Origin of the sequence: Rhizobium sp. NLR16a, from assembly GCF_017948245.1 — a bacterium.
In the GTDB taxonomy this organism is placed as follows: Bacteria; Pseudomonadota; Alphaproteobacteria; order Rhizobiales; family Rhizobiaceae; genus Rhizobium.
In genome coordinates, this window is sequence record NZ_CP072869.1 from 103,189 (window position 1) to 119,365 (window position 16,177).

Here is a 16,177-nt window from a genome sequence, read left to right on the forward strand (position 1 = left end):
TGGCGTCAAAGGCCATTGCCGTGGGTGTTTTCGAGCACGAGCGTGGACGTCAACAACCACAAATGACAAGTCGCAGCACCTGCCGAAACTATAGAGGATATGCGAATCGTACAAAAAGAATACGCCGATTTAGGCTGAGGCTATCCCACCGCAACGAGAGGGCAATGCAAGTGGCAACAAGAGCATTTATCCTAATTGAAGGTCATAGGAGTAATGGGCTACTTTACATTCAAGAAGCCAAGCGCAATGGACTTTACCCAATTACCCTGGCAGCTGATCCAGCTCAATACGACTACCTTTTGGCGGAAGGCACTGAGGCGATCCGTGTCGATACAAGTGATCTCGAGGCGCTGATTCGCGAATGTTCCGGGCTACGCGCGACCTATGACATTGTTGGCATCACTGGTTTTTCTGGCGTCGACGAGTCGCTTTACGTGACTGTTGCAAAGCTCCGCGAGCATTTCGCTCTACCCGGACCAAATCCCTCATCGATTGAACAATGTGCTAACAAGTTTACTCAACGCGAGCTCCTCGCAAAGGCCGGCGTTCCCATGCCTGAATATCGCTTAGCAGCGACCGCGAAGGAGGTAGAGAGCGCGGCAGCCGAGATTGGGCTGCCGGTGATTATTAAGCCAGCTGTAGGCGGTGGCAGCATCGGTGTCCGATTGTGCCGCAATGCCAACGAGCTGACCACACATACGGCCCATCTGTTGGACGGGACGCCCTTATGGGGGTCTTCGCCGCGGATACTGGTGGAAGAATTCGCAGAGGGCCCATTCTATGAAACAACGACGATGGGAGACGCGGTCATTGCGGATGGCACGGCCAACTTCGTCCCCTCACCGCATTTCGTCCCGTGCGGGAGCGTGTTTCCGGCAGTGCTATCTGATGAGGGACGGAAGTCTATTGCCGATATTTCGCTGACTTGCTTGCGCGCTCTTGGGCTCGGCTGGGGGCCCGCGAACATTGAGTTCCGGTGGACAAAGCGTGGCCCCGTGGTTATTGAAGTGAACCCACGCCTCCCCGGCTGGACCACCCCTTGCTTGATTAAACTCGCGTACGGCATCGACATCATCGAGCAACATATCAAGCTTGCCATCGGTGACGAATGCGATCTGCGGGCAAAGCATACGAACACTGCGGCCGCGCGGTTCCTAGTTCCTGATCGTGACGGCATTCTGGATCACACCGAGGGTACCAGTCTGGCGGCGGCTGTGCCAGGAGTTATCGATATCCGATTTTATATCGAACCCGGTAGCCTTATCATCCGGAAGGGCGATTATCGAGACATGATCGGACATGTCATCGCTGCCTCTACCAGCCATTCTCGGGCTGACGCGATACTTCGACGTGCTGTTAGCTTGATCACTTGGCCGATCACACCATTTCCGACCGTTAACGATTAGCAACAATCTACATCCTTCATCTCCCCGCGCCAGCGGCGCGGGCATGGGACGGGATTTTCAATCGAACATTGATGTGATTAGGAACGAAGGGAACCGTCGATGACAGCTCATATCACTGTCACGGGCGCGAAAGCTTACAGACGCCGCGTTCGTTGTCCGAAAGATCTCTCCCACCTCGCTTGCACCCTGAGGCTGCTCTTATCAACGGCTAAATCCGGTCAGCCTGTCCTGTCGCATGACCGTCTAGCAGATGCGAGCTCCTCGTCGCGCAGCCTAGTGAGACCACCATGACATTCAGGATGAGCGATACGGGAGCTCCGTCGCCTGTGCAAACTGCTTCTCCACCATTCGTTCTGCCGGCTGATTGCCTCGGTCTGGGAACGGGTCTCATACCTTACCAACAAGGGTCCCGCACCTGCGTGACGCGCTCAGTGCGTGTCGCAAGCGCAATGCACCGAGTGGGAAGTCCATGACGAACGAAAATGATTACCTTCCGGAGCCAGGCCCAACGGCCCTCGCCCCGCTAAACAATGCGGCGTTTCGATCCATCTGGATGGCCATGCAGATCGCTGATATGGGATGGGTCGTGCAAACGCTTGCTGTCTCTTGGCTGCTCACGAGTTCCTCTTCTCCGCGAATAGTTGCGCTTGTGCTGGCTTCCACAACGTTGCCAGCCTTTTTTGTCTCGATCATCGCCGGAGCCATTGCTGATAATTTCAGCCGCCGTCTGTTGATGCTCGCGGGGCTTTCCGTGGTCGCGATAGCCTCGATTCTGACAGCGCTATCTGCTGCCTTTGACTTTACCAATCCCTGGTTGTTTCTTGGATTGAATTTTCTGGCTGGCTGCGGCTTTGCGCTGTACGAACCCGGTTGGCATGCTTCCGTGGGCGACATCTTTCACAAGCGCGAAATTCAAGCCGCGGTGACGCTAATCTCTGTTGGCTACAATACATCGCGCAGCGTAGCGCCAGCCTTGGCAGGGGCGATCCTGGCATTTCTATGTCCGCTGTCAGCCCTCGGCTTCGCCGCGGTTACCACTTTGGCACCAATCGGCGCGGTGTGGCGCAATAGCTGGCCCGCGCGTTCGTCCATCCTACCTCCTGAACGAATTGCGACCTCAATCCAAAACGGTTTACGCTTCACGGCCCTAACCCCAGATCTAAGGGCGGCGATCATACGCGCCACGCTGTTTGGGCTGGCATCCAGTTCTATCCTTTCGCTTCTGCCAGTGATTGCTCAGGATCGAGCAGCTGGCGATCCTATGGTCTTAGGCATTCTTTCGGCGGGCTTTGGAACGGGCGCGTGCCTCGCTGGAACAAGCAGCCGTTATCTGAGGATCATGCTGCCGCAGGAATTGTTGATGACGCTCGCCGCTGGCGCTTGTGCTGTGTGCTGCCTCGCGCTTGCCCTCACGTCGTCGATGATCCTCGGGACGATAGCGCTGGCCTTGGGGGGTGCCGGTTGGCTTATTACCTGGTCCGGGTTCGATGGTTGGGTACAGCGGGCTAGTCCGAGGTGGGTGTTTGGGCGATCCTACTCAATATATTATGCCCTTCTTAGTGGCGGTATCGCTGTTGGAAGTTGGATTTGGGGGACCGTTGCTGAAGGCCTGTCCCTGAATTCAGCACTCATATGGGCTGCGGCCGGCTTGTTTTTGCTCGCAGCCGCTGGATATCTTATGCCGGCCCATGTCGTGGTGGAAAGAGATCAACGTTACTCGGAATTTCGGCCCCCTGAACTTGATCTCAATTTGGACCCTCGAACCGGCCCCATAATCTCAAAAACAGAATATTTCATCGAAGAGGCCGATCTTGAGATTTTCCTCCGCTATATGCGAATTCGTCGTCATTCTATGAGTCGAGCAGGCGCGCGAGGCTGGAGTCTTCAACGAGATCTTCGAAAGCCGTCAAAGTGGACGGAGACGTTCCGCACTCCAACGTGGACTGACTACCTTCGCCTGAACGGCAGGCTTTCTCTCGCCGATCAGGAGGTTGGTCAGTTGCTTGTCGCGCTGCATGTGGGTACGCCGCCCCAGCTCGAGCTTGCAATTGAGCGACCAATCTAGCCGCCTGCACGTCGCTAACGGCTAACATAGTACCATTGACGTGGCTTCGAAATGAAGCTCATTCTTGAAGTGACAGGAGCTTGAAAGGTTGAGCTTCCGCTAAATGGCAAGCGGCTGAAAACGAAGAGGATGTTCATGCTCTGTAACCGATCCTCTGCCCAAAGACCGTGGCGATGACTAATTGGATTTAGCTTCGAACCGGTATTGGTGTCTCCTTGTTAGCGTATTTGCCTACCGAATTTGTTCAGGTGCTCGGAGGCCGCCTAGTATTTTCGTTGAGGCGCGACTAGATCGTGACGGGTGATCTCGCATCGTTTGCAAGCTCGCCGTGTGGCCTACAATGGGCTTTTCAGGCGAGCGTGGACTACGGCTACGCACCATGAATATCACAGTCATGCGTTTGATGCCGATAACGGCCTACTACATTGCAAGGAACTGCAACGAGGGTTGCGGAAATTAATCTGCTGTCGGCAGCTTGAGCGGATCGTTTCGCGCCAAACGCCTGGCTTTTCATTTCCAGCATTGTCGCTACACGGCCTTGCCGTTGCAGCCTCGATTGAAGCCGCGCGTGTGAACCGCACCACCGCTGTTTAGACAATCTGCTGCAGTGTAATTGACTACGTCCGTTCGAATTAGTCGAGGCAGTTGCGCATGGCGAGATCACTTTGCAGCGAACTGGTTGGGGCTGAGGCGAAGTGCTGCGGCACGCCTATGTCCTTCGAGCCTTTCAGTTGCACTTTGACGAGTAGCTGCCGGAGCAACTGCGGCGACCCCGCGTTCGTCAAGCCATTGATGGGTTGCTACCTTCACGTAGGAGCCCACCCAGAGGCCGCCCGTGTAGCGCCCCGCACCCATAGTCGGCAGAGTGTGATTCGTGCCACAGCATTTGTCGGAATAGACAACGCTGGCAAGGTCGCCAATGAAAATCGAGCCGTAGTTTCGAAGCTTCTTCGCGGTCGCGTGCGGGTCACGGGTGTGGACCTGCAAATGCTCGGTCGCAATGTGATCAGAGTAGGCGATCATTGTCTCTTCGTCTTCGACGACAGTAATCTCGCCGTAGTGATTCCAAGCCACGCCTGCCACCGGAGCCGTCGGCAGGTTTTGCAGTTGTTTCTCGACTTCGATGAGAATTCCTTCAGCGAGATTGCGGTCGGTAGTAACGACACCAACTCGCGTACGAACATCGTGCTCGGCTTGGGCAAGCAGATCCGTGGCAATCGTGAATGCATTTGCCGTTTCATCAGCGACGACAAAAATTTCGCTTGGCCCGGCGAGCTGGTCGATACCCACCTTGCCGAATACCTGGCGCTTCGCTTCGTTGACGAAGGCGTTGCCTGGACCGACAATCTTGTCGACCGCTGGGATCGTCTCAGTGCCATATGCCATGGCGGCGATGGCTTGCGCGCCACCAACGCGGAAGATTCGGTCGGCGCCGGCTAGATGGCAACCCGCTATCATTGCAGGGTGAGCGTTGGGGGGCAGGCACGCAATGACTTGGTCGCAGCCCGCGACCTTAGCCGGCACGATTGTCATCACCGGAGCCGACAGAAGCGGGTAACGACCGCCGGGCACATAGCAGCCAACCGTTTCGATTGGGATCACACGGTGACCAAGGTGGAGACCGGGAAGGCTCTCGATTTCGAGTGGTAGAATGGTGCCGAGCTGCGCCTTAGCAAAGCGGCGCACGTTAGCAATTGCAAACTCGGTATCTTCGCGCGTCTGCGGCTCTAGATCGGCGACAACTTTCAGCTTCTCCTCTTCTGTGACCTCGAAGCTCGTGACATCGACCTTGTCGAAAGCGATGGAATATTCGCGGATCGCTGCATCGCCACGCTCGCGGACATTCGCAATAATATCCTTAACGGTGTTTTCAACCTGAGCCGTATCGGAAACGGCGTCTCGGACCGGTTGTTTGATCTGGATGAACTTGCTTTTCAGCGCATCAAAACGCGGTGTCATCAAAACCTCCTAAATTGGGATGAGTAAGGCCAGCATCGGGCAGTCCGACCAGTCCGGCAATTGCAACTCCAAACGGTGTTCAGTATATTCACCGCACGTAGTCGCTATTTGGTCCTAAGGCTTCTTTTCAACGTGAGGAGTGTCATTATCATCCTCTTTTGAACATTGCGGGAGCAAGTGTCACATGCCCAAGATTGGGAGCAAGCTGCACGAACTGCGCCGTCGACGTAACTTGGGTGTCAGAGAGCTGGCCGCGCGTTCAGGGATTTCTCATTCAACCATTTCGCTGATCGAACGTGACAAGATGAGCCCTTCGATCGATACACTCAGCGCAGTGCTTGAAGCCTTGGGTACGACAATGCCCGGTTTCTTTTCTGATTTACAATCAACCCTGCCATATTCACCATTCTACACAGCGGCTGATCTAGCTGAGATTGGAAACGTTGATACGATTTCGTACCGCGTGATCGGACTGGACCACCCAAACAGACAGCTCCTGATGTTGCACGAGCGCTATGCGCCTGGTGCAGACACAGGGGAGGGGTTTTCACACGCGGCTCAGGAGGCTGGGATGGTGCTATCGGGGATGGTTGAAGTCACGGTTGGAGACAAAAAACGAGTGCTCAAGCCAGGCGACGGATATTATTTCGATAGCCGTCTTCCTCACCGCTTTCGCAACGTCGATGATGGACAGAGCGAAATTCTCAGCGCGATCACGCCGCCTACATATTGAGCTAGCAGTGGTGAAGATAGTAACCAGATCGGTTAGACCTACTTCTCAACCGCGTGGAACGTGCTTGTATGGGAGCAATCCACAACGCGAAGGCATCGGATCACGGTTCCATTACAGCCGGTATCAGGTGCAGGACGCTTTTTGAACAGGACGTCTCAAAGATTGTGGAAGAAAAATCTTAATGCTTCCGCCGATCGAGGCGAGTAGCACACAAGAGGGTGAACAAAATGAACATTCTGATCAATCGCCGTCGTTTTATGCAAGCTTCTTCTGCAATCGCAGTCGGCGCTCTGGCTGCTCCCGCCGTCAGCGCGTCCGCGCAGGCAAGGGGCGAGCTCCGCGTGTTGACCTACGGTGGACAACTTGGAAAAATTGTGATCGACGCTTACGCAAAGCCGTTCGAGGCCGAAACGGGTATCACTGTAATACCGGTTACGCAAGACTTTGAGCTCGCTCAGCTTGAGTTGATGCAGAAGACCAACAGTATCAGCATTGACGTGGGTCCGATGGGGAGTGGAGCGGCGCTTCAGGCTGACAAAAAAGGCTACCTTGAAAAGATTGACTACTCCATGTTCAGAAAGGAGGATGTCGAAGGGCTCCTGCCAACTGTAAAGCAGGATTTTGGCGTCGGCTTCTTCTTCTACTCGCTCAATCTGGTCTACAATACCAAAAAATATCCTGCTGATAAGCCGCGCCCCAGCAATTGGGCGGAATTCTGGGACGTCCAGAAATTTCCGGGCGTGCGCTATATGGTTTCAGGACAATATGGAAACGAGGGCCCTTGGGAAGAAGCCCTTCTGGCAGACGGTGTTTCACCAGACAAACTTTACCCCATGGACATCGATCGCATTTTCGCCAGCTTGGACAAGATCAAGCCTCACGTTCGCAAATGGTGGACCTCTGGGTCGGAGATTCAGCAAGTCATGCTCAGTGGCTCTGGCGACTTGATGCAAGCCTACGATGGCAGGGCAGCACATTCCATCGCCCAAGGCGCCGCGCTTGAGATGAGCCGCAGCCAAGCGAAACTGACATGTGATTATTGGGTAATCCCAAAAAATGCGGCGAACGCGCAGAACGCACAGAAGTTCGTCGAATTTGTCTCCCGCGCTGAGAATCAAGCGAACTTCGCTAAGCTCTACCCTGAGGGCCCGACCAACAAGAACGCGTTCAAGTTGCTGACAGAGGAAATCGGGCTCACGCTTCCCAGCCATCCCAGCAACGTCCAAAAAGCGATTCTATTGAACGGTCCGTGGTATTCTGAGGTGGGCTCCGACGGGCTTTCGAACATGCAGCAACTCGTACAGCGCTGGAGCGAATGGGTCCTTCGCTGAGTCTGTCGCCAATAGGCTCTGCAAGTGCCTTTGCGTTATGGCCACCGTGTTCTCGCTCACGTTTAGAAGGATAGCGTCATGACACCTCCCGCTACATTACGCTCGGACGCCGCGCCTCCATTGAGGCTGGCGGACCACACAAATATCGAGGATCAGAGCTTGGAAAGCAGCAGTTCCGCTCAGATAGAGTTTCGCGACGTCACCAAGATGTACGGTCCTATTGCTGCGGTTAGTCAACTCTCACTTTCCATTCGTTGCGGTGAGTTTCTCACCATTCTTGGTCCCAGTGGTTCCGGAAAAACCACGGCTCTTATGATGCTGGCCGGATTTGAATCGCCGACCAAAGGTGACATTCTAATCTCCGGGAAGTCGGTGGCGGCCGTGCCTTCGTACCGACGAGATCAAGGGATCGTCTTTCAAAGCTACGCGCTTTTTCCCCACCTCACGGTACGACGGAACCTGGAATTCCCGCTTGAAATGCGGGGCGTTAACGCCAGAGATCGCATGTCGCGTGTCGACCGGATGCTAAAGCGCGTCCATCTCGAAGCTTTCGGTGAACGAATGCCTTCGCAACTAAGCGGTGGACAGCAGCAGAGGGTGGCGTTGGCGCGGGCTCTGATCGCTGATGCCCCGATTCTCTTATTGGACGAACCGCTCGGAGCGCTTGACAGGAACCTTCGTGAGCAGATGCAAGGCGAGATCAAAGCTCTCCATCGCGAGTTTGGGAAGACGACAATTTGCGTAACGCACGATCAGGAGGAAGCTCTGACGCTCTCCGATCGGATCGTCGTTATGCGAGGCGGCCGGATCGAACAATTAGATACACCTGAAGCGCTCTACGACCGCCCCGCAACGCGCTTTGTCGCGAATTTCCTCGGTGAGGCGAACATGTTGGATAGTCCTGAATTCGGTTTCGAGAAAGAGGCCAATCCTGGGACTGTGCCAATGATTAGGCCCGAACGCGTTCGGATCGCTGCGGAGCGCGCCACGCCGCTTTCAGATCGAGACAAGCGATGTGTGGCCATCGGTACTGTTGAAGACATGATTTATGCCGGTCCGCTGAGAAAATATCAGGTACGGGTCGGCACTATTCTGCTTGTTGTGCGGGAACATGTTGCGTCTGCTCAGGAAACTTTCCGGCTTGGCGATACCGTCCGACTTGATTGGCTGCGCGTTGACGTCCGATCGCTGGGCGAATGAAGCTGAGGGTCAAAGGCATGCAACGACTTCAGAGACTGGTACAAGCGCCATTCACCTTGGTATTCCCGGCTCTTGTCATACTCCTCGCGGTGTTTGGGATACCGACAATACAGCTGTTTCTAGAGAGCGTTAACGCACCCAACTTCAGCCTTCAGAACTACACGTCCTTCCTAGGACAGTACGCCAATATCAAGGTGCTTTTCCAGACGCTGGAGATCAGTGCGATCGTCACCCTCGTTTGCCTTCTGATCGGTTACCCGACGGCTTATCTCATCTCAACGGCTGGAAAACGGGCGCGCATAGTTCTCGTGGTGCTGGTCGTCATTCCTTATCTCACTAGCGCGCTGGCCCGTACATACTCCTGGATCGTCATTCTTGGCGACAATGGCTTAATCAACAGTATCCTTATGGATGTTGGTCTTATCTCCAACCCGAAGCCTCTCATCTACAATCGTATTGCAGTCTATATCGGGATGGTCCACATCATGCTGCCAATGATGATCCTTCCACTTGTCAGCGTGATGATGGGAATCAATACATCGCTAATTGCTGCCGCAAAAAGCATGGGCGCGAGAAAGTCCACGGCGTTCTGGCGGGTGTACTTTCCCTTGAGCATATCTGGCGTACGCAGCGGATCGCTGCTGGTGTTTGTCATCTGCCTCGGTTTCTACATAACGCCGGCGGCGTTGGGCGGCCTGGGCGATGCGATGCTTTCGACCTTCATCGCGTCCCAGGTGGCCACTGGCTTCAACATGGGTTCTGTAAGCGCGTCATCGTTCGTGCTTCTAGCAATCACCATCGTCCTGCTGTCGATTTTTGGCCTTAACCTCTCAGGAGGGCAAGATCCCGCACCGAAAGTCAGAAAGAGATGGCCGGAGCGTGCTGGGATCCTTCAAATGATCCGTACTTATTTGAACGAGCTCTCTGTCGCCTCCAGAGCCAAGCGATGGCCCGTGGAATTGTATCAGGCCACGGATGACCTGGGTTTGTCCTGCTTTGCTGCACCAGCGTTCCTAACGATCGTGATTTTGTTCCTGCTATTTCCGGAGATCGTCGTCATCGTCATGTCCTTCAGCGATGGTGCGACATTGCAGTTTCCGCCGACCGCGCTGTCGCTGCGGTGGTATGTATCGTTCTTCAGCGACTTTTCCTGGTACGGGGCCGCTTGGGTAAGCGTCAAGATCGGCCTGTGGGTCACTTTCTTGTCAACGATAGTCGGAACGCTAGCAGCCTACGGACTTAGCCGCGTAAGGTCCGATTTACGCAGCACCATCACCATGGTTGTCCTGACGCCGATCACCATTCCGGTTATCGTTGTTGCCGTCGCCAGCTACTTCGGCTTAGCCAATCTTGGCCTTATCGGCACAGAGACTGGGATCATTCTAGCACATGCAATCGGAGCAATTAGCTACGTGGTCGTCATCGTGGCGGCAACGCTTGCCAACTTTGACAGGCGGCTTGAGCAAGCTGCACTGAGCATGGGCGCTCGGCCTTTGAAGACGTTCATAAGAGTTACGCTACCGCTTATCCGGCCGGGCATCCTTGGCGGCGCCCTGTTCGCCTTCATCCATTCATTTGATGAGGTCGTTTCTACATCACTAGTGAGTGGTTACTCGGTCCGAACTTTACCGCTGAAAATGTGGGAGAATATCCGCAACGAGATCGATCCCACCGTTGCGGCTGTTGCATCGCTGCTCACGCTTTTGCCGATACTGTGGATGATCGTCCTTTATGTCACTTGGTGGAGGGCCCGAGCACCGTTGGGTGCGCCGTTAGATGTCCAAGCTTAGAGGGAAGCTGTGTATGTCTGCTTTTGCATGGCATCGCGAGTGCAGCGCAACCGCGAGTATCCTCGCGAAGTCTCATCGGACCTTTGGCGTTATGTCGGACTTCTGGGCTCAGCACCGAGAGCTTGAGCGATGGTGATCAACACGAGGCGGCCGGACTATTTCTTTTTGAGGCTCAAGAGGCGATTAACTGGCGGGTGACCCCCATGATTGTGAGGAAAATATGAAAGGTATTGGCTTGGTTACTCTCTCTACCGATCCAGTAGGCGAAGATGCGTTCAAAGCTGCCATGGCGGGCGCTCCGTTGCGCGTTTTCACCACGCGGACTGGCTACGATGAGGAAAATCATGAGGAAGGCGGCTTCATACCGAGACCGGATTGGCCAGTGCTCCTGGCTACCTTGCCGCCTGACGATCTGGTCGATGTGATCGTCTTTCTCTGCACCTCGGCGACAATAGCACTTGGAAACGATGAACTCGTTCATCGCCTGAGTTCAGGGCGTCCCGGTCTTCAATATACTTCACCGGGCATGGCTGCGGTCGCAATGATGCAAGAGTTCAATATTAAGCGGATCGTCTTGCTCACACCCTACGGACCCGCTCTGCACAATGCCTTTGCACCCTATCTAGCTCGCTACGGAATTGAGGTCGTCGCCGATCTTTCTCTCGCGCATTCTATGAACCTGGTAACCGACGACGATATTGGTCGCGTGCCGGTCAATCGGATACAAGCAGAATTGAGCCAACTCCTAGGGAATGCACAGCCAGTAGACGCGGCCTTCGTATCTTGCGCGGCCTTCACGGTAAAGCCATCTGACTTGGTGGAGATGACTAGGGCGCTTGGATGTCCGGTGTTGGCTAGCGTGCATTCCACAGCATGGCATGTTCTGGACCTCGTAGGCGAGCATGACCTCAGGGATAAGTTCGCTCTGGACCTTGGGCTGCAACGCGTGTCTCAACCAATGAATTCGATTTCATGACCCGTAGCCCGACAGTGCTCACGAACGATCTGCTCTCCCGTGAGGAGCGTGAAGCCGTTATCGAAATGCGGCATGCAATGCATCGCGAACCAGAGTTATCAAACCAGGAGACTAAAACGCAGAAGCGGATCATCGAAGCGTTGAGGCGATTTGGACTGGATGGAGCTAAGACGTTTCACAATACCGGTGTCTATGTCGATATTGAAGGCCTGGCTCCCGGCCCAATACGTTCGATCGCCTTGCGAGGCGACATAGACGCGCTGCCCATTCACGAAAGTCGTGACGATCTTCCCTATCAGTCGCAAACCCCAGGCGTTATGCACGCGTGTGGGCATGACATGCATGCCTCGATCGCACTTGGAACGGCTTTGGCGTTTCACCGGATGCGACAGAGCTTCTCCGGCAAATTGCGAGTGATTTTTCAGCCCGCGGAAGAGGCAGAGCCGCTCGGCGGACGGAGTGTCGCGGAAGAGGGGTTGTTGGTCGGGTTCGACGCCGCGGTCGGTTTTCATGTCGACACCGATATTCCTGCAGGATCCTTTGGCGCCTGTGCCGGCGCAGTGACAAAATCCTCTGAACAATTCGAGCTGAATATCATCGGCACAATGGCGCATGGCGCGGAGTCATACGCGGGCGTTGACGCCATCACAATAGCGGGGGCCTTCATCAACGAGGTTCAAAAGGTAGTGTCACGCGAGATGCCCGTCGATGACGGGGCAATCATCACCATTGGCACCATTCACGGGGGTGAGGCTACGAATATCATCTGCCCTTCAGTTGTTATGACAGGAACGATCCGGACCAGCAGTCCTGAGCGGCGGAACCTCTTGATCCAGAGGGTTCGTGAGGTCGCCGAGGGTGTGGCTGCTACGCACCGCGGCCGGGTGGAATTCAGCTGTCAGTCCGGCGAACCTGCCGTCGTCAATGACGCAGGGATGGTCGAGCGTTTTCGTCAGATCGTCATCCGATCCGCCGGAGAAGATAAATATTTGCAGGTAAAACCGAGCTCTGGCAGCGATGACTTCGGTTTTTACTCTGGTTGCGTACCCTCGGTCTACTTTCAGTTTGGTAGCAGAGAGCCTGGAAATGAAACGGGGGTACACACGCCGACCTTCGGAGCATCGGACAAAATCCTCATTCCTACCGCCGAGCTTGCCATCCAATATTGTTGGGAGCTCCTGCATGATTGACTGCTCTGACAAACCGACGACGCGGAGATGCGTCGCGCGCTCTGTGAGGAAGCATTCAAGCGATCCTCAAAATGCTCAGCAGAGAGTCAGCCGCTTCCGGTGCTACATCGCACCGGAAGAAGAATTCAAACCATCCAGAATCTAAGAAAAGGTTGATGTCATGGCAATGCCACAGGGACCGCAGGTTTTTCCACGAAGCGAGTATTTGAGGCGCTTAGCTGCCGTAAAAGCCGAAATGGTGCGGCGCGAAATCAGTGCTCTGATGGTGGTCGTGCCTGCCAACATCACCTACCTCACTGGCTACACCGCCAAGTCCGGCTATGTGCCACAAGGTCTAATCGTCGCGCTCAACAATGAGGAACCAACCTTCATCACACGCCGCATGGACGCGCCAGCTGCGATACATCAAATGTTTGTCGATCGCAGCGGGGTTATAGGCTACCCCGAGAGCCTCATCGCAAATCCTGAAAAAGATGGCTGGGATGCGCTCATCGACCACTTGCTGGAAGCTGGGTTCGGAGAGGCCAATATCGGGATCGAAGAACAAAGCCTATCAACTCGGACGGTTGAAAAATTCCGTGCACGGGTGCCAGCAGCGAAAATCGTGGATTTTAGCAATACCGTTTGCTGGATCCGCGGGATCAAATCCGATTTGGAAATCGCGCTCATGCGCGAAGCGGCGGCTATCGCTGATGCGGGGATGTTGCGCGCAGCCGAGGTAATCCGTCCGGGTGTCAGTGAGGCTGACGCCGCAGCAGAAACTATTGCGCAGCTTGTTAGAGGGACGGGAGGTAAGCACGGCACCGATGCGGCTGGCTTCACTCTTTGTGCTTCGCCGCGAACATCGACTGCACATATCTCATGGGCGGAAGATCATTTCCGAGATGGTTCGCAGATCAATATCGAACTCGCTGGGGTTCGACATGGTTATACTTCAGCCCTGATGCGAACATTTTCGATCGGCAAGCCGTCTGATCTTTTGCAGCGACTCCATGAAGGGGAGGTGGCGGGCCTTGAGGCTGCTCTCGCTGCTGTGAAACCAGGCGCGACCTGTGGGGACGTTGCCACCGCGTTCAACGAAACGTTGGGAAGATTCGGTTTTGAGAAGGAATCCCGATGTGGCTATGCCATCGGCATTGACTGGACCGAACCGACAGCGAGCTTTAAGGTTGGAGATCCCACTATCTTGAAGCCGAACATGACGTTTCACCTGATGTTGGGTAACTGGATTGGCGAAGATCTCGGTTACGCAATCAGCGAAACACTTCGGGTTACGGATTCTGGCGCTGAAACGTTCAGCACCCTGCCACGAGAGATCTTCCAGATCTAGAACGCGGATTGGTGCGGAGGCTGATGCAGGTGCAGTGCCGCCGCTCGGCGTTCAATAAAGCTTCAGCTTATCCCACCCAACTCGCGAGAATTTGGATGGCCATCGATTGTTGGAACTCCCGGCTCCGCTGGAAGTGTCGTCTGAGGAAAAACAGCTAAGCAATTTCGCCCGGGCGCCACGAACTCCTCGGAGGGACCGCGCGTTAGAATTGAGTCTTCTCAAGTAGCCTTGATGTTAGCCCAACCGCAACAACAGTCAGGTGAACCATGGCAAAAAGGCGAATACTTACCGGTGGGATCGCCCAGGAATCCCATAGCTTCAATCCGATCGTAACGCGACGCGAGCGCTTTACCATAGTCGAAGGCCCCGCTGCTGTTGAATTAAACCGCGGTGCGAATTCCACGTTTGGCGGGGTGATTGACGCGGCATGCGAGGTGGGCGTCGATCTGATCGTTCCCACGCTATTTCGAGCGCAATCCGGTGGACCTGTTCAGGATCGCGTCTTCGAGGAGGTGAGTGAAATTATGGTCGATGCCGCGAAACGCGGCAACTTCGATGCTATTGTACTTCCGCTGCACGGAGGCATGCTCACCGAGAGCTTGGCGGACCCTGAAGGCGTGTTGGTTGAGCGCCTCCGTGCGATCGTTGGGGGAGATGTGCCGATCACAGCTGCATTTGATCTCCATGCCCACGTCAAAGAAGGCACACTTGAACCTCTCGACTTCCTTTCCGGTTACCTGACAAATCCGCATGAGGATCAATCGGCGACCGCAAAAAGAGCTTTCCAGGCAGCAATGAGAATTCTGGACGGCACTTTCAACCCGGCGCTCGCCGCGACATTTCTTCCCATGCTGACACTGGGAAATGATACGACCCTGTTGGGGCCGCTCGTGGAGATCCATGCCCATGCAAGAGACGCGGTAAATCAAGGCAGGGTTCACGACGTGTCGATCTTCAACTGTCAGCAATTCCTTGACGTCGAAGGTATGGGACAGACCGTTTTGGCATATGGAAATGGCGAGATTGATGAAGCTCGGGAGGTTGCTGGCGAAATCATGCAAATGATTTGGAACTACCGTGACAATCTCATTGCAAAGTATCCCGATCTTGACGATGAGCTGAGAAAAATCAGGGAATCAGAACGGTCGATTATTATCGGCGATCAGGGAGACCGTGTCGCTGCAGGCGGACCAGGCGACAGCACCTACATTCTCAACTATCTCTTGGCGAACAATATCGATGTCGAAACCTATTTTCCAATCTACGATCCAAACGCAGTGGAAACATGCAATCGCGCAGGCGCAGGAAAGATGATTAGCCTAAGGTTCGGCGCAAACTATTCCATAGTAAGCCCCAGCGTGACCGTCGATGGAACAATTATCAAGATTGGAGAAAATGTCCCTGTGGTATATGACGGGCCGTCTGACGGAGGCACCAAAACATACATAGAGAAATATGCTCTTTTCCAGATCGGAAAAATCAAGGTGCTGCTCACAAACCAACCCTACGCCTATATCGATCCAGATTATTTCAGGGCTATCGGTCTAGAACCCGAAAACGCAAAGATCATCGTTACTCGGTCTGGGTACCATTTTCAACTCAATTTCGCAAAAGTTGGTCGCGTTGTTACAGCCGACACTCCCGGAATGACGTCCTACAATATCGACCAATTCGGTTGGCGTCATGCGCGGCCGTTCTATCCGCTGGATAAAATTGAATTTGAACCGCGCCGATATGAAAAGCTTCGCCGTTGAACATTCCGGCGTGATACTCGAGTTGTATCGCTAGGGATGCTTCTCGCCAACGCCGCGACTGAGGCTCCGATCGGAGCCTACTCCGCTGCAACATTTTCAGGCTGCGCAAAAGGTATAGGGTAGCTCCGTTGTTGAGGACTCGTTACCGCCAGTTAAACGCTTGCAACGTCGCTAACCTGATATTTTTTGGAGAGGCGACTACGCCCGGTTTCGACATCCCCCCGTCTCTAGCTCGAAAGGTTCCGCGCTTGCCAAATTTGCCGCATGCCCTTGCTCTCGTGCTCCAAGGCCAACCATCTGCGAATTTGATACGGCGTCGCGTGCACGGATTTTCGCACGGTCCTGTGGAAGAATTGAAAGGTGCACGGAGTATTGGTGGGCGATGACGAAACGTCGCCGACAACCATTGGCCGCCCGTAGATCCACATCGCGCGGATTGAGTA

General features: G+C 54.6%; 11 protein-coding genes. 10 read left to right on the plus strand and 1 reads right to left on the minus strand.

Annotated features, from left to right (window positions below):
• The first annotated feature begins 164 nt into the window (after positions 1-164).
• Together J7U39_RS27490 and J7U39_RS27495 are read left to right on the plus strand one after the other, a co-directional pair.
• The gene (locus J7U39_RS27490; RefSeq protein WP_210633189.1) at positions 165-1,406 is read left to right on the plus strand and encodes an acetyl-CoA carboxylase biotin carboxylase subunit family protein; all 1,242 of its coding nucleotides are present in this window, start codon (positions 165-167) and stop codon (positions 1,404-1,406) included.
• A 469-nt stretch (positions 1,407-1,875) separates the two neighbouring features.
• A complete protein-coding gene (locus J7U39_RS27495; protein ID WP_168299472.1) occupies positions 1,876-3,471 on the plus strand; it encodes an MFS transporter in 1,596 nt (531 codons plus the stop codon).
• Between the two features lie 660 nt (positions 3,472-4,131).
• Here the strand turns inward: J7U39_RS27495 and hisD are convergent.
• Positions 4,132-5,430, minus strand: a complete 1,299-nt coding sequence (gene hisD / locus J7U39_RS27500; protein WP_018517585.1) for a histidinol dehydrogenase — start codon at positions 5,428-5,430, stop codon at positions 4,132-4,134.
• A gap of 184 nt (positions 5,431-5,614) precedes the next feature.
• Here hisD and J7U39_RS27505 point away from each other — a divergent pair, with 184 nt between their 5' ends.
• From J7U39_RS27505 to J7U39_RS27540, 8 genes are all read left to right on the plus strand, one after another.
• Entirely contained in the window at positions 5,615-6,163 is a 549-nt protein-coding gene (locus J7U39_RS27505; protein ID WP_018517586.1) for a cupin domain-containing protein, read from the plus strand.
• 227 nt (positions 6,164-6,390) lie between these two features.
• Positions 6,391-7,494 (plus strand): ABC transporter substrate-binding protein, encoded by a 1,104-nt coding sequence (locus J7U39_RS27510; RefSeq protein WP_210633190.1) that lies wholly within the window; start codon positions 6,391-6,393, stop codon positions 7,492-7,494.
• Between the two features lie 78 nt (positions 7,495-7,572).
• Entirely contained in the window at positions 7,573-8,694 is a 1,122-nt protein-coding gene (locus J7U39_RS27515) for an ABC transporter ATP-binding protein (RefSeq protein ID WP_168299470.1), read from the plus strand.
• Between the two features lie 17 nt (positions 8,695-8,711).
• Complete coding sequence (locus J7U39_RS27520) at positions 8,712-10,484, plus strand: ABC transporter permease subunit (protein WP_168299469.1); 1,773 nt, start codon at positions 8,712-8,714, stop codon at positions 10,482-10,484.
• Positions 10,485-10,704: 220 nt separating this feature from the next.
• Positions 10,705-11,460, plus strand: a complete 756-nt coding sequence (locus J7U39_RS27525) for a hypothetical protein (protein ID WP_245002784.1) — start codon at positions 10,705-10,707, stop codon at positions 11,458-11,460.
• Positions 11,457-12,650: a M20 family metallopeptidase gene (locus tag J7U39_RS27530; protein WP_180695721.1), complete on the plus strand. Its 1,194-nt coding sequence runs from the start codon at positions 11,457-11,459 to the stop codon at positions 12,648-12,650. The genes J7U39_RS27525 and J7U39_RS27530 overlap by 4 nt, the downstream gene beginning before the upstream one ends.
• A gap of 160 nt (positions 12,651-12,810) precedes the next feature.
• Complete coding sequence (locus J7U39_RS27535; RefSeq protein ID WP_018517592.1) at positions 12,811-13,980, plus strand: Xaa-Pro peptidase family protein; 1,170 nt, start codon at positions 12,811-12,813, stop codon at positions 13,978-13,980.
• Positions 13,981-14,246: 266 nt separating this feature from the next.
• Complete coding sequence (locus J7U39_RS27540; protein WP_210633191.1) at positions 14,247-15,734, plus strand: M81 family metallopeptidase; 1,488 nt, start codon at positions 14,247-14,249, stop codon at positions 15,732-15,734.
• Positions 15,735-16,177 lie beyond the last annotated feature (443 nt).

Coding starts and splice junctions, on each gene's coding strand:
- J7U39_RS27495 (WP_168299472.1), top strand. CDS start 1,876: ATGACGAACGAAAATGATTACCTTCCGGAGCCAGGCCCAACGGCCCTC.
- J7U39_RS27540 (WP_210633191.1), top strand. CDS start 14,247: ATGGCAAAAAGGCGAATACTTACCGGTGGGATCGCCCAGGAATCCCAT.
- J7U39_RS27490 (WP_210633189.1), top strand. CDS start 165: ATGCAAGTGGCAACAAGAGCATTTATCCTAATTGAAGGTCATAGGAGT.
- J7U39_RS27530 (WP_180695721.1), top strand. CDS start 11,457: ATGACCCGTAGCCCGACAGTGCTCACGAACGATCTGCTCTCCCGTGAG.
- J7U39_RS27505 (WP_018517586.1), top strand. CDS start 5,615: ATGCCCAAGATTGGGAGCAAGCTGCACGAACTGCGCCGTCGACGTAAC.
- J7U39_RS27520 (WP_168299469.1), top strand. CDS start 8,712: ATGCAACGACTTCAGAGACTGGTACAAGCGCCATTCACCTTGGTATTC.
- J7U39_RS27535 (WP_018517592.1), top strand. CDS start 12,811: ATGGCAATGCCACAGGGACCGCAGGTTTTTCCACGAAGCGAGTATTTG.
- J7U39_RS27515 (WP_168299470.1), top strand. CDS start 7,573: ATGACACCTCCCGCTACATTACGCTCGGACGCCGCGCCTCCATTGAGG.
- hisD (WP_018517585.1), bottom strand. CDS start 5,430: ATGACACCGCGTTTTGATGCGCTGAAAAGCAAGTTCATCCAGATCAAA.
- J7U39_RS27525 (WP_245002784.1), top strand. CDS start 10,705: ATGAAAGGTATTGGCTTGGTTACTCTCTCTACCGATCCAGTAGGCGAA.
- J7U39_RS27510 (WP_210633190.1), top strand. CDS start 6,391: ATGAACATTCTGATCAATCGCCGTCGTTTTATGCAAGCTTCTTCTGCA.